This is a genomic window from Mycobacterium sp. shizuoka-1, assembly GCF_002723835.1.
Taxonomy (GTDB): Bacteria; Actinomycetota; Actinomycetes; order Mycobacteriales; family Mycobacteriaceae; genus Mycobacterium.
This window is the reverse complement of the sequence record NZ_BEWG01000025.1, coordinates 36,689-50,293: the sequence shown is the minus strand read 5'-3', so window position 1 is coordinate 50,293 and position 13,605 is coordinate 36,689. Positions and strand designations below refer to the sequence as shown.

14 protein-coding genes and 1 pseudogene are annotated in these 13,605 nt (G+C 68.5%); 6 read left to right on the top strand and 9 right to left on the bottom strand.

Going from position 1 to position 13,605, the window contains the following annotated elements:
• The first annotated feature begins 80 nt into the window (after positions 1 to 80).
• A complete protein-coding gene (locus MSZK_RS08980; RefSeq protein WP_099247018.1) occupies positions 81 to 1,595 on the top strand; it encodes an APC family permease in 1,515 nt (504 codons plus the stop codon).
• Between the two features lie 21 nt (positions 1,596 to 1,616).
• Here MSZK_RS08980 and MSZK_RS08975 read toward each other — a convergent pair.
• The 4 genes and pseudogenes from MSZK_RS08975 to MSZK_RS08960 form a co-directional block, all read right to left on the bottom strand.
• Positions 1,617 to 2,684, bottom strand: a pseudogene (locus tag MSZK_RS08975) (ATP-binding protein); the annotation flags it as partial.
• A gap of 14 nt (positions 2,685 to 2,698) precedes the next feature.
• On the bottom strand, positions 2,699 to 3,421 hold the full coding sequence (locus MSZK_RS08970) for a response regulator transcription factor (protein ID WP_099247016.1): 723 nt from the start codon (positions 3,419 to 3,421) through the stop codon (positions 2,699 to 2,701).
• Positions 3,414 to 3,827, bottom strand: coding sequence for a DUF302 domain-containing protein (locus tag MSZK_RS08965; protein WP_099247183.1), 414 nt, complete (start codon positions 3,825 to 3,827; stop codon positions 3,414 to 3,416). Before MSZK_RS08965 ends, MSZK_RS08970 begins: the two co-directional genes overlap by 8 nt.
• Positions 3,828 to 3,846: 19 nt before the next feature.
• Positions 3,847 to 4,116 carry a metal-sensitive transcriptional regulator gene (locus MSZK_RS08960; protein WP_099247014.1) on the bottom strand — a complete coding sequence of 90 codons (270 nt, stop codon included), beginning with the start codon at positions 4,114 to 4,116 and terminating at the stop codon, positions 3,847 to 3,849.
• Between the two features lie 204 nt (positions 4,117 to 4,320).
• On the opposite strand from MSZK_RS08960, the gene MSZK_RS08955 reads away from it, so the two are divergent.
• Genes MSZK_RS08955 through MSZK_RS32605 form a run of 3 tightly spaced genes read left to right on the top strand, consistent with a single transcriptional unit; the run spans position 4,321 to position 6,260 of the window.
• Positions 4,321 to 5,700: a rhodanese-like domain-containing protein gene (locus tag MSZK_RS08955; protein WP_099247012.1), complete on the top strand. Its 1,380-nt coding sequence runs from the start codon at positions 4,321 to 4,323 to the stop codon at positions 5,698 to 5,700.
• A gap of 21 nt (positions 5,701 to 5,721) precedes the next feature.
• Positions 5,722 to 6,096 carry a thioredoxin gene (gene trxA, locus MSZK_RS08950; protein WP_099247010.1) on the top strand — a complete coding sequence of 125 codons (375 nt, stop codon included), beginning with the start codon at positions 5,722 to 5,724 and terminating at the stop codon, positions 6,094 to 6,096.
• Between the two features lie 26 nt (positions 6,097 to 6,122).
• Positions 6,123 to 6,260, top strand: coding sequence for a hypothetical protein (locus tag MSZK_RS32605; RefSeq protein WP_199203257.1), 138 nt, complete (start codon positions 6,123 to 6,125; stop codon positions 6,258 to 6,260).
• Between the two features lie 16 nt (positions 6,261 to 6,276).
• Here MSZK_RS32605 and MSZK_RS08945 read toward each other — a convergent pair whose 3' ends face one another.
• From MSZK_RS08945 to hypF, 5 genes are read right to left on the bottom strand one after another with little or no spacing between them, the layout of a single operon-like run.
• Positions 6,277 to 7,341 carry a phosphotransferase family protein gene (locus tag MSZK_RS08945; protein ID WP_099247181.1) on the bottom strand — a complete coding sequence of 355 codons (1,065 nt, stop codon included), beginning with the start codon at positions 7,339 to 7,341 and terminating at the stop codon, positions 6,277 to 6,279.
• A 12-nt stretch (positions 7,342 to 7,353) separates the two neighbouring features.
• The gene (hypE, locus tag MSZK_RS08940; RefSeq protein ID WP_099247008.1) at positions 7,354 to 8,424 is read right to left on the bottom strand and encodes a hydrogenase expression/formation protein HypE; all 1,071 of its coding nucleotides are present in this window, start codon (positions 8,422 to 8,424) and stop codon (positions 7,354 to 7,356) included.
• A complete protein-coding gene (hypD, locus tag MSZK_RS08935) occupies positions 8,417 to 9,520 on the bottom strand; it encodes a hydrogenase formation protein HypD (protein WP_099247006.1) in 1,104 nt (367 codons plus the stop codon). Before hypD ends, hypE begins: the two co-directional genes overlap by 8 nt.
• Positions 9,517 to 9,792 carry a HypC/HybG/HupF family hydrogenase formation chaperone gene (locus MSZK_RS08930; RefSeq protein WP_099247004.1) on the bottom strand — a complete coding sequence of 92 codons (276 nt, stop codon included), beginning with the start codon at positions 9,790 to 9,792 and terminating at the stop codon, positions 9,517 to 9,519. The genes hypD and MSZK_RS08930 overlap by 4 nt, the downstream gene beginning before the upstream one ends.
• The gene (gene hypF, locus MSZK_RS08925) at positions 9,765 to 12,098 is read right to left on the bottom strand and encodes a carbamoyltransferase HypF (protein WP_099247002.1); all 2,334 of its coding nucleotides are present in this window, start codon (positions 12,096 to 12,098) and stop codon (positions 9,765 to 9,767) included. Before hypF ends, MSZK_RS08930 begins: the two co-directional genes overlap by 28 nt.
• Before the next feature lie 256 nt (positions 12,099 to 12,354).
• On the opposite strand from hypF, the gene MSZK_RS08920 reads away from it, so the two are divergent.
• Both MSZK_RS08920 and hypB read left to right on the top strand, forming a co-directional pair.
• On the top strand, positions 12,355 to 12,690 hold the full coding sequence (locus tag MSZK_RS08920) for a hydrogenase maturation nickel metallochaperone HypA (protein WP_099247000.1): 336 nt from the start codon (positions 12,355 to 12,357) through the stop codon (positions 12,688 to 12,690).
• A 24-nt stretch (positions 12,691 to 12,714) separates the two neighbouring features.
• The gene (gene hypB, locus MSZK_RS08915) at positions 12,715 to 13,488 is read left to right on the top strand and encodes a hydrogenase nickel incorporation protein HypB (protein ID WP_099246998.1); all 774 of its coding nucleotides are present in this window, start codon (positions 12,715 to 12,717) and stop codon (positions 13,486 to 13,488) included.
• Positions 13,489 to 13,605: the final 117 nt, after the last annotated feature.

The window sequence follows — 13,605 nt, the reverse complement described above, 5'->3', positions numbered from 1 at the left end:
ATTCCGCCGTTCCGGTTGCCGCATAAACAATAGCTCTGTAGTTTTTCGGCCACGCCAGGACCTACGGAAGAAGGCACTCCATGTCCACATCCAGTGCGTCATCTCCCCCCTCTGACCCCGCCGCCGACAGCTACTACGACTTCCACGACGAGGACGACGTCCGTCATCTGCACGCCCTCGGATACCAGTCGGAGTTCAAGCGGGACATGAGCCCGTGGGCCAATTTCTCGCTGGGGTTCACCTACTTGTCCCCTGTCGTAGGGGTCTACACCCTGTTCGCCTACGCCCTGGCCACCGGCGGGCCGCCGATGATCTGGAGCTTCCTCATCGTGGGCGTCGGCCAACTGCTGGTAGCGCTGATCTTCAGTGAGATCGTCGCCCAGTTCCCGGTGGCCGGCGGGGTGTATCCCTGGGCGCGGCGACTGTGGGGGCGTCGCTATGCGTGGATGACCGGATGGGTCTACATGGTGGCGCTGCTGGTGACCATCGCCTCGGTGGTCTACGGCGCCGGGCCTTACGTCGCGGCGGCGTTCGGATTCGAGGCGACGGTCAACAACACCATCGTGTTCGCGCTCATCTTGCTCGCGGTGGCGACCGCCATCAACTTCATGGGCACCAAAGTGCTTGCCACAGCAGCGATCATCGGCTTCACCGCGGAGATCGTCGGTGCCCTCGCGGTGGGCGGGTGGCTGCTGATCGCGCACCGCGAGCACAACCTCGGGATCATCTTCGACCGATTCGGCGCCGGCGGTGACGGCAACTACCTGTGGGCGTTCGCAGCGGCGGCGTTGATCGGCATCTACCAGTACTACGGCTTCGAGGCATGCGGCGATGTCGCCGAGGAGGTGCCGAACCCGGGCCGGCTCATTCCCAAAGCCATGCGCCGCACCATCTATGTCGGCGGCGCCGCAGCGACCTTCGTCTGTCTGGCGCTGGTGCTGGCGGTCACCGACATCCCCGCCGTCATCGCCGGTGAAGACACCGACCCGGTCAGCACGGTGCTCAACGAAGCCTTCGGCAGCGGTGGCGCGAAGGCGGTCCTGCTGGTGGTGTTGATCTCGTTCCTGTCCTGCGCGATGAGCCTGCAGGCCGCGGCCAGCCGGTTGGCGTACTCCTACGGCCGCGACGAAATGATCATGGGCAGCTCACTGCTCAAGAAATTCTCGGCCAGCCGCCACGTCCCGCCCTACGCATTGCTGCTGGCCGCACTCATCCCGGCGGTCATCGTGATCGGCTCCAAATTCTCCACCGACGCGATCACCAAGATCATCAGCTTCGCCGCGTTCGGCATCTATCTCGGCTTCCAGATGGTGGTACTCGCCGCGCTGCGCGCCCGGCTGAAGGGCTGGGTGCCCAGCGGCAAGTACTCACTGGGCCGATGGGGCATGGCCGTCAACGTCGCCGCCTTGCTCTACGGTGTGACCGCCATGGTCAACATGGCGTGGCCGCGCACCCCGGATGCCCCCTGGTACGACAACTGGATCGTCGCCCTGTCGGCAGCCATCGTGGTCGGCGTCGGTCTGGTCTACATGGCCGTCCATCCGCTGCACGACCGCAGCACCGCCCCGCACAACGACGCGATTCCGACGAATTGAGGGCTGAGCCGTCGGACCGGGCGGCAACTCGACGGTGAAGACGGTGCCGGCACCCGGGCCGGCACTGGCGACACCGATCCGGCCGCCGTGTTCCTCGACGATCGCCTTGGCGATCGCCAGGCCGATGCCACTACCGCCGCCGGCCCGGCCCCGGGCCGGATCTACTCGGTAGAACCGTTCGAAGAGATGCGGGAGATGTTGTGCGGCAACGCCTTCACCGGTGTCCGCGACGGTGACGACGACCTCACCCTGGCCCGGGCTGACGCTGACGTCGACCCGCCCGCCCTCGGGGGTGTGACGCAGGGCGTTGTCCAGCAGATTGCCCAGCACCTGCCCGAGCCGCTGCGGGTCCACCCACAACGGACCGACCGCGGGATCGACGTGCGAGCCAAGCTGCACACCCGCGGCGTCCGCGCGGTCGGCCCCGGCCGCCAGCGCCGCGGCCACCAGCGTCCCGGCGTCCACCCACTCCGGGGCCAGGCCCTGCCCCTCTTCGGCCTGGGCCAGCGCCCCGACGTCCTCGGACAGCCGGACCAGCCGCCTGGCCTGATCCCGCATCACCGACACCGAGTCGCTGTCGAGCGTCTTGACACCGTCTTCGAGTGCCTCGATGTAGGCCTCCAGCACCGCGACGGGGGTGCGGATCTCGTGCGCCAGGTCGCCGAGCAGCCGGCGGCGGGTCGCCTCCACGTCTTCCAGCCGTGTCGCCATGGCGTTGAAGGCCCCGGCGAGCGCGTCGAAGTCGGCGCCGAGGTGCGGCGCCGCGACCCGGGCGTCGAAGCGGCCGTCGGCGATCCGGGCCGCCGCGGTGGAGACCTCGGCCAGCGAGCGCTGCAAGCGCCGGCTGACGTACCAGGTGACCACCAGCGCGGTCAGTGCGGCGGCCGCGACCGCGACGGCCACGGAGATCGCGGTCGCGTAGGTATAGGCCTGCTCGGCGTGGAACTGCTCGTGTGAATCGGCGGCCACCCCGGCCCGGCGCAGGTGTTCGCGAAACAGCGGTGGTCCCACCACCATCGCCACCACCGCGGTGGCGAGCGCCCCGGCGAGCAGGACCAGCACCTGCGCCAGCAGCAGCCGGGTGGCCAGTCCCGGGGTGCGGCTCACTGCCCGCTGCCCATCCGGTAGCCGACGCCGCGCACGGTCAGCACATAGCGTGGGTCGGCGGGGTTGTCACCGAGCTTGCGCCGGAGGTGCCCGATGTGGACGTCGATGAGGTGCTCGTTCCCGAACCAGTCGTCGCCCCACACCGCTTCCAGTAACTGACGCCGGGTGAACACCAGCCCCGGGCGCGCGGACAGCGCGGCCAGGACGTCGAATTCGGTACGGGTGAGGGTGACCGGCCCGGAGGCGACCGACACTTCCCGAGCTGAGGTGTCGATACGCAGATCACCGAAGACCCGGGGCGGCGGCTCGCCGGCTGTTCCCGTTCGGGCGGCGACCCGCGGCCGGCGAAGCATGGCGTGGATACGCGCCACCAGCTCGCGCGGGCTGAACGGCTTGGTCATGTAGTCGTCGGCGCCGACGGAGAGCCCGACGATGGTGTCGACCTCGGTATCGCGCGCGGTGAGCATCACCACGTAGGCGTCGGAGAACGTCCGCAGCTGCCGGCACACCTCCAAGCCGTCGATGCCGGGCAAACTCAGGTCCAGCACCACCACGTCGGGATCGCTTTCCCGGGCCAGCCGCAGCGCCTCGGCACCGTCGGTGGCCGAGGTGACCTCGAAATGCTCACGCTCCAGATAACCGGCGACCACGTCGGCCAGCGAGACCTCGTCGTCGACGACGAGGGCGCGGTAACCCGGCGCGGCCGACGACTCAGGCACCGCTCAGCGAGTCGATGGCCGACTGCAGCTTGCCGGTGACCTCGTCGGCCACTGCCTGCAGGTCGTCCTGGCCGGTGACGCCCACCAACAATTGCGGGTTCATCGCTTCGACGTGCACGGTGTCGGCCCGGTCGGGGTCGGTGCGCACCACCACGTTGCACGGCAGCAGCAGCCCGATCTGACGATCGATCATCACGGCCTTCTGTGCGAGCGGCGGATTGCAGGCGCCCAGGATCACATAGTCACCGAGGGCCGCGCCGGCGGCGTCGCCGAGCTTGGCCGTCATCGTGGCCTTCATGTCGATCTCGGTCAGCACACCGAATCCGTTGTTCGCCAACGCTTCCCGGGTTCGTGCGACGGCATCGTCAAAGCTGCCGTGCAGCGTGGTCGACAGCGCAATGTCCATGCTCATGTCCTCACCGTCCTTAGGCGAGAGCGAGAAACAGCTTTTCCAGCTCGGCCTCGCTCATCGGAGCGTCCCCGTTGCTGGCGTTCCCGGTCACACACTCGCGCAATCCGGTCGCGACGATCTTGAACCCGGCGCGATCCAGCGCCCGCGAGACGGCGGCAAGCTGGGTGACCACGTCCTTGCAGTCCCTGCCCTGCTCGATCATCGAGATCACACCGGCCAGCTGGCCCTGTGCCCGGCGCAGCCGGTTGAGGACAGCGGCAATAGCGTCTTCATCACCAACCATGGTGAACCCTCCTCAGGTAATGGGGACAAGCGTACCCGCGGGGGTATAACACCGCGGCCTGGGGTTTCATGCCCGCCGGCGCTGGCCCTCGATACCCCCAATGGCATACGGAACTGGTGGAATATATACCCCATGGGGTATGTTGGACGGCAGCGAAGGCGCCACATCGGCGCACCAGAGCCACCCTGTCAAGGAGTTTCGACGATGATCCTCGAGCAGTACTACATCGAGTGCTTGTCGCACGCGTCCTACCTGATCGGTGACCCGTCCACGGGACGGGCGATCGTCGTGGACCCCCGCCGCGACATCACCGAGTACCTGGACGACGCCCGCAACCACGGTCTCGTGATCGAGGGGGTGATCAACACCCACTTCCACGCCGACTTCGTCTCCGGCCACCTCGAACTCGTCGAGGCCACCGGCGCATGGATCGGCTTCGGCGAGGCCGCCGAGACCGATTACCCGATTCGCCGGCTGAGCCATGGTGAGCACCTCTCGTTGGGCGATGTCGACCTGGAGATCCTGGCCACCCCCGGCCATACCTGGGAGTCCATCAGCGTGGTGGTGCGCGAGCATCCCGATGCCGTCCCGACCGCCGTGCTGACCGGAGACTCGCTGTTCATCGGCGACGTCGGTCGGCCGGACCTGGTCAACCTCGGCGACAGCTCGACCACCGATCTGGCCCGGGCCATGTACCACTCGATCCACGACACCTTGCTGACGCTGCCCGATTCCGTGACGGTGATGCCCGCCCACGGCGCCGGGTCCTCGTGCGGCAAGAACCTGTCGACCGAGCTCACCTCGACGATCGGCGAACAGCGCCGCACCAACCCCTCGGTGCAGCCGATGGCCGTCGAGGAGTTCGTGGCGATGATCACCGACGGGCAGCCCGCGGCGCCCGCGTACTTCTCGGTCAACGCCGCCATGAACAAGCGGGTCCACCCACTGCTCGGCGAGTCCCGCACGATCCCCGCAATGACCGCCGCGCAGGTGCGCCAGGCGCTCGATGCCGGCGTCCGGGTCGTCGATGCCCGATCGGTGGAGGACTTCGCCGCCGGCCATCTCACCGGCTCGGTCAACGTCGGATTCGACGGCCGGTTCGCCGAGACCGGCGGGATGGTCGCCGAGGTCGGCGAGCAGATCGCGCTGGTGACCTACCCCGGTGAGGAGCAAGATGCCGCGCTGCGGCTGGCCCGGATCGGGTCGGACAACGCGATCGGCTACCTCACCGTCGGGCACGACGGCGAGTTCCCGGCCGAATTGCGCGATCTGGTCCGCACCGCGCCGCGCACCAGCCCCGTCGACCTCGACAGGCTGATGGCGCAGGATGCCGTGACCGTCATCGACATTCGCAACCCCGGTGAACGCAGCAACGGCGTGATCCCGGGTGCGCTACCGATCCCGTTGGCACAGCTGCGACTTCGGCTCGACGACGTCCCCACCGACAAGCCGATCGTGGTCCATTGCGCCGGCGGCTGGCGCTCCAGCGTCGCCGCCTCGCTGCTGCGAGCCCAAGGCTTCCCCAACGTCACCGACCTGGCCGGCGGCTACCAGGCGTGGGCCGAGACCCACACCGCCGCCTGAGCGACCCCGAAAGGAAACACCGTGTCCACTGTTACTCTCACCTTCGACGATTTCGAGTCGACGATCACCGGCAACCCGGTGGTCATCGTCGACTTCTGGGCCGCCTGGTGCGGTCCCTGCCGGGCCTTCGCCCCGGTGTTCGAGAAGTCCGCGCAGGCCCACCCCGACATCGTGCACGCCAAGGTCGACACCGAGGCCGAACAGGAGCTCGCCGCAGCCCTGCAGATCCGGTCGATCCCCACGGTGATGGCCTTCCGTGACGGCGTTCTCGTGTACAGCCAGCCCGGCGCGATGCCGCAGGCGGTGCTCGAAGAACTGATCACCAAGATCAAGGCGCTCGACATGGCCGAGGTTCGTGCGACCATTGCCGCGCGCAAGGCCGGATCCGACGCATAATCTGCCAACGCAAAAGGAGACTGATCATGTGCTATCCCGTTGAGTGCCCGCGCTGCCACAAGACCACCTGGGCAGGGTGTGGCGAGCATGTCGACCAGGTGATGCGCGAGGTCCCGCCGACCCAGCAGTGCACCTGCGGGCAGGGCGATTCGCCGCGCCGCTGACGCACCCACTGCCGAGCTAGGCAAACGGACTGTCGCCGGCGGCGACGCGCTCCCCCAGCCCGATCAGCCGGCTCGCCGAGTCGTGCAGGCGTTCACCGGCATCGCGATGCGCCTGCCCGGCCAGATACCGCGAGTAGGTGCCCTCGATGACGATCGCCAGCTTGAAGCACGCCATCGCGACATACCAGTCGAGGTTCTCGGTGGACCGGCCCTCGGCATCGGCGTAGGCGGCGACCAGTTCGGTGCGACTCGGCAGACCGCCGAGGGCGGCCAACTCCCGTCCGGCATTGATCGGGTCGGGATCGTGCGGCCAGCACACCAGGATCCAGCCCAGATCCAGCAGCGGATCGCCGATCGTGCACATCTCCCAGTCGACGAACGCCGCGACCTCGGGCACATCACGGCGCAGCAGCACATTGTTGAGATGCGCGTCACCGTGCATGATGCCGGGTTCACCGTCAGGGGGTCGATGGGCCACCAGCCAGTCGGCGAGCCGGCCGACGGCGAGAGTCTCCGGCTGGTAGCGCTCGTGCCGGTAACTGTCCAGCAGCGCGACGAAATTCGGAACCTGGCGCGCCAGAAAGGATCCCGGTCGGTGCAGCTGCTGCAGCGGCCGGCCCTGCCAATCCGCGGTGCTCAGCCGGGCAAGATCGGCCGCATAGTTCAGGCCGACCCGGTGCCGCAGCTGCGGGTCGGCGACGTAGGCCGGTGCCACCTCGGTGGCCGGGTTGAAGCCGTCGACGTCTTCCATCAGATAAAAGACGACGCCGAGGACGTCGAGGTCTTCGCAGGCCGCCACGAATTCCGGATGCGGCACCGCACTTCCGGCCAGCGTGCGCAGCACCGCGACCTCGCGCGTCATGGTGCGGTTGCTGTTGGGTCGCGGGTGCGGCGGGGGCCTGCGCAACACCACCGGACGACCGTCGACGCGCAACCGCACCACCACGTTCTGGGTGCCGCCGGCCAACGGTTCGACGTCGCTGACGACCGACCCGATCCCCTGCCTGCGCAACCAGCCACCCAGCGCGGCCACCGCCGCATCGTCGAGTGTCCCGGGTACCTCGGCGGTCCGGTCGTCGATGTTGGTCACCCGTCAGCAGATCCTCGGAAGCTGTTCGCCCAGTTCACGTTCGATCACCCGGGTGGTGCCGAACGCGGTCCGTCCGACCACCATCCCCGGGTGCTCGGCCACCACCCGGCCGATCAGCACGGCACCCGCGCCCTCGGGCCGAGATCGCATCGCGGCCAGCACGGCCTCGCTGTGAGCGGGGTCGACGAACGCCACCAGTTTGCCCTCGTTGGCCACCTGCAGCGGGTCGAGGCCCAGGAAGCTGCACGCCGAGGACACCGTGTCGGGGACCGGGATGCGATGCTCGTCGAGTTCGACGCCGACACCGGCGGTTCGGGCGATCTCGACGGTGGAGGCGACCAGCCCGCCCCGGGTCGGATCGCGCAGTACGTGTACGGCATCGGGGTCGGGGACGGCCGCCAGCATGGCGGCCACCAGCTGATGCAGCGGTGCGCTGTCGGTGGTGACGGTGGTGCCGAAGTCGATCCCCTCACGCACGCTCATGATCGCGACGCCGTGCTCGCCGATGTTGCCGGACACGATGACGTGGTCACCGGGCCGGGCTTGCTCGGGCCCGATGCGCACGCCGTGAGGCACCACGCCGACACCGGCAGTGTTGACGAAAAGCCCGTCCGCGCCGCCCTTTCCGACGACTTTGGTGTCGCCGGTGACGATGCCCACCCCGGCCTCGGCGGCCGCCTTGCCCATGGTCTGGGCGATGGCCCCCAGCACCTCGAGTTCCAGGCCTTCTTCGATGATGAAGCCGGCCGTCAGCCCGAGCGGCTGGGCACCGCTGCACGCCAGATCGTTGATGGTGCCGTTGACGGCCAGATCGCCGATGTTGCCGCCGGGGAAGAACAACGGGTTCACCACGTAGGAGTCGGTGGTCAGGGCGATGCGCCCGCCCGCGACGTCGAGCACCGCGGAGTCACGCGCCGGGCCGCCCGCCGAACCGAACGCCGGCAGGAAGAGGTTCTCGATCAGTTCCTCGGACAGGATGCCGCCGCCACCGTGCCCGAGCACGATGCGCTTGGTCTCCCGCAGCGGCAGCGGACACACCCAATCGGACGGATCGATGCCCGCGGGGCTAGACATGGGCAGCGGTCTCCAACCTGCGGAACTGGTAGTAGGCCGCACATGCGCCCTCGCTGGACACCATGGTGGCGCCCAACGGGGTGCGCGGCGTACAGGTGGTCCCGAACGACGGGCATTGGTTGGGCTTGAGCAGACCCTGCAACACCTCGCCACTGTGGCATTGCGCCGACTCCTGCACTTGCAGATGCCCCACCCCGAACTTGAGCTCGGCGTCGAACTGGGCGTAGCGCGGCGAGAGCGCCCAACCCGACCGCGGAATCATGCCGATGCCGCGCCACTGCCGGTCGACCACCGTGAACACGTCAGACAGGGCCTGTTGGGCCACCGTGTTGCCGGCGTCGTTCACCGCGCGGGGGTAGGCATTGCGCAGCTCGACGGTGCCGGACTCCAGCATGTCGACCACCTGGCGCACGCCTTCGAGCAGGTCCAACGGCTCGAATCCGGTCACCACGATCGGCACGTTGAACCGCTCGACGAGCGGGCCGTACTCCGCGGTGCCCATCACCGTGCACACGTGGCCGGCGGCCAGGAAGCCCTGAACCCGGTTGGTCGGCGAGCTCAGGATCGCCGTCATCGCCGGCGGGACGAGCACGTGCGAGATCAGCACCGAGAAATTGGTCAGTCCCAGACGCTGGGCATGCAGCACCGACATGGCGTTGGCCGGTGCGGTGGTCTCGAAACCCACGCCGAAGAACACCACCTCTTTGTCGGGGTTGTCGGCGGCGACCCGGGTGGCGTCCAACGGCGAGTAGACGATGCGCACATCCCCGCCGCGGGCACGCACGCTGAACAGGTCCTGGTGGCTGCCCGGCACCCGCAGCATGTCACCGAACGAGCAGAAGATGACGTCGTCGCGGCCGGCGATCTCCAATGCCCGGTCGATCATCTCCAGCGGCGTGACGCACACCGGGCAGCCCGGTCCGTGGATGAATTCGACGGCGCCTTCGAGGAGCTGGTCGATGCCGTTGCGGATGATCGAATGCGTCTGTCCACCACAGACTTCCATGATGGTCCAGGGACGAGTTGCCCTGCGCGTGATGGCGTCGACCAGGCTTTTGGCCGCCGCCGGGTCCCGGAATTCGTCGAGATACTTCATGCTGGTTCCCTCCTGTTCTGACCCTCGGTACCGCCCAGCTCCTCCTCCAGGACACCGAGGTCGGCGAACATCTTGAGCGTCTCGTTCGCCGACGCCTCATCGAGTCGGGTGATCGCGAAACCCGCGTGCACGATCGTGTACTCGCCGATCTGCATGTCGGGGAGGTACGCGAGGCACACCGTCTTGGTGGTGCCGCCGAAGTCGACGGTCGACATCCGGGTTCCGGCCTCCTCCCAGATTTCGATCACCTTGCCGGGTATTCCGAGGCACATATGCCGATCCTTTCCGATACAGCCGCCGGCTCCGCGTCGTTCAGCGTTGCGGCGGCGATGGCGGCCTGGCCGAGCGCCAGTCCTCCGTCGTTACATGGCACGATTCGGTGGCTGAGGACCTCAAACCCACTCTCGGTGAGCGCCGACCGAAGACCTTGCAGCAGAATGCGATTGGCGAACACGCCACCGGTCAGACCGATGACGGTGATGCCGGCGGCGCGGGCGCAGGCGGTGGCCGCCGCCGCGGTCGCACGGATCACCGCCTGGTGGAAGCCGGCGGCCAGGTCGGCGAGCGCGGTGCCCCGGCGCAGCCCGTCGGCCAGGCCGGCGATCACCGGTAGCGGATCCAGCTCACCGGCGGTGACGCCGAAGTCCAGCGGGCTGGGCTGTCCGTCGCGCGCCAGGTGCTCGAGCTCCACGGCGGCCTGGCCTTCGTAGCTGACCTCCTGACACACCCCGAGCAGGCTTGCGACCGCGTCGAAGAGCCGACCCATGCTGGTGGTGGGCACGCAGCCCAGGCCGCGCGGGATCTGCTGGCCCAGAATGTGCAGTGCGGTGTCGTCCAGCGCGGCCACCGGCGGAAGGTCCGTGGTCCACCCGATGCCGGCGCGGTGCAGCAGATCCAGCGCGATCCGGGCGGGCTGGCGCGCGGCGCCGTCGCCGCCGGGAAGCGCGAACGGCCGAAGGTGCCCGACCCGGGTGAAGCGGGCGGTCTCGGTGATCGCCAGCAGCTCGCCACCCCAGATGGTGCCGTCGGTGCCGTACCCGGTGCCGTCATAGGTCACCGCGATGGCAGGGGTGCCCAGCCGGCGATGCTCGGTGAGCAGCGAGACGGCGTGGGCGTGGTGATGCTGGACGGCGATCACCGGTCGGTCCCGGGCGTAACGCCGGGCCCACGCGCTGGTGGCGTAGCCGGGGTGCATATCGCAGGCGATCACGTCGGGGGTGCGGTCGGTCATGAACGCCAGGTGATCCAGCGCCGCTTCGAAACAGGCCTGGGTGCGTGGGTCGGCCATATCGCCGAGGTGCGCGGACATGTGAGCGTGTCCGTCGGCACCCATCAGGCAGAAGGTGGTTTTCAGGTCACCACCGGTGGCCAGGACGACCCGGTCCGGCAGCGGACCGGGTACCGACACCGGCAGCGGGGCGTAGCCGCGCGAGCGGCGCAGCGGTACCGCACCGTCCCGGTCGGCGATCATCAGCACCGAATCCTCACAGGGCACACCGATGGGCCGGTCGTGCGCCAGAACCGCGTCGGCCAGGCCGTCGATCCAGCTCAGATCGCCCTCGCGGAACACGATCGGCGATCCGCCTTGGTTCGCCGAGGTCATCACCAGCGTCTCCGACCTGCCCAGCCGGTCGAACAGCTGGTGGTGCACCGGCGAGTAGGCGAGCATCACACCCAGGTCGGCCAGGCCCGGCGCCACCTCGTCGGCGACCGCGCCGGGCCGGCGGGCGACCAACACGATCGGCGCCGACGGCGAGCTCAGCGCGGCGGCGGCGGCCTCGTCGAGCATGGCGATCTGCTCCGCCGCGGCCAGGTCGGCGACCATCACCGCGAACGGTTTGGCGGGCCGGCTCTTGCGGCGGCGCAGCTCGGCGACGACGGATGCGTCCTGCGCGCGGCAAGCCAGATGGAATCCGCCGATGCCCTTGATCGCGACGATGCGGCCGGCCCGCAGCGCGGTCACCGCCGCACCGATCGGGTCGTCGGTCGTCGAATCGGCGCCGCCCGGGTGCCAGCTCAGCCGGGGCCCGCAGTCCGGACAGGCCACCGTCTGGGCGTGGTACCGGCGATCGGCGGGGTCGTGGTATTCGGCCGCACACGCCGAACACATCGGGAAGCCGGCCATGGTGGTCGCCGGCCGGTCGTAGGGCAGGTCGGTGATCACCGTGTAGCGCGGCCCGCAGTTGGTGCAGGTGATGAACGGGTGGGCGTGACGACGATCTTTCGGGTCGCGCATCTCCCGCAAGCAGTCCGCACAGGTGGCGATGTCGGGCGGTATCAGGGTGCGCGAGAGGTCGCCGCTTCGGCTGCCGACGATCTCAAAGCAGTTGTCGCCGTTGGGCTCCAGTCGCCGGCTGCGGATGCTGTCGATGCGCGCCATGGGCGGTGGGCGGTGCCGGATCGCCGCGATCGCCGCTTCGACGTCGACGGCCGGGCCTTCCAACTCACAGTGAACCGACCCGGCGTCGTTGTACACGAAGCCACCGAGCCGGAACTCGGCGGCGATCCGCGCGACCGCCGGGCGGAACCCGACGCCCTGCACCACACCGGTGATGTCGAGACGCACCCGCACGTTCATCGGGACGCCGTCGCCTCAGCCCGCCCGGCGCAGGGGTAGAAAGGCGCTCATGAACCTCCTGAGCAGAAGACGGCCACCCGCGACGGTGGGCTGTTCGCGCGGGTAGGTGGGAACAACGCTAGTCCCGCCGTTCTATGACCACAATCACAATTTCGCACCGAAAGTCTGCGTTTTTCCGTCCAGAATCCCCTCGGCGGCACCGGCGCGGCGCTGTAGGGTGCAGGCCTGCCCGATCCGGAAGACAGAAAGACCGACCGTGCACGAATTGTCGCTGTGCCACGCGATCGCCGGGGTGGTGAAGCCCTACGCGGCCGGCCGCCGGGTCGACGTCGTGCGGGTCCAGATCGGGGCCCTGCGGCAGGTCGTCCCGGAGTCGTTGTCGTTCTGCTGGACGCTGGTCCGCGACCACGAGAGCATGCCCGAGGCGGAGTTGGAACTCGAGTTCGTCGCCGCCGAGGTGGACTGCCACAGTTGCGGGGGGCATTCCGAGATCGCCTCCCGGTGGTCGGTGTGCTGCCCACAGTGCGAGAGCTCCGATGTCGAGGTGGTCCGGGGCAACGAGTTCCTGGTCACCTCCCTCGACGTGACGTGAGCCGGGAAGTGAAAGGTATTCAGCATGGGTAGGTTTCATCGCCACGACGACGGCACCGTGCACGACCACGACCACGACCACGACCACGACCACGACCACGGCGATCACACCGGTTATGCCACCGGCACCCAGCGCATCGAAGTGCTCGAGGCGATCTTCGCCGAAAACGACACCCGGGCCGACATCAACCGGGCAGCGTTCGAGAGCAACGGGATCCGCGCACTGAACCTGATGAGCTCACCCGGCTCGGGCAAGACCACCGTGCTGGCGGCCACGCTCGACGAGCTCGCCGGTGATCTGGCGGTCGGCGTCGTCGAGGGCGACATCGCCACCGATCTCGACGCCGCGAAGCTCGGCGGTCGCGGTGCCCAGATCTCGTTGCTCAACACCAACAACGGCTTCGGCGGTGAATGCCACCTGGATGCGCCGATGGTCAATCGCGCGTTGCAGGGGCTCGACCTGCCTGCGCTGGACCTGGTGATCATCGAGAACGTGGGGAACCTGGTGTGCCCCGCCGAGTTCGACGTCGGCGAGCATGCCAAGGCGATGGTCTACTCGGTGACCGAGGGCGAGGACAAGCCACTCAAGTATCCGGTGATGTTCCGTTCGGTCGACGTGGTGTTGCTGAACAAGATCGACCTGGTGCCGCACCTCGACGTCGACGTCGACACCTACGTCGCCCGGGTGCGCGAGGTGAATCCGGCAGCAACCATCCTCCCGGTGAGCGCGCGCACCGGCGAGGGCATGGCCCAGTGGTTCGCGTGGCTGCGCCGGTTCGCCGCGGCGGCGGTGAGCTGACCCGCCGCGACTCGAAATTGACGCGAGTGGCCGGTATTTCGCGGCCACGACGCTGCTCCCAGCGCAGCGGATCGGCGAGCGTTGACAACGCTGCGGCCTGGGAGTAGACCCAGAACC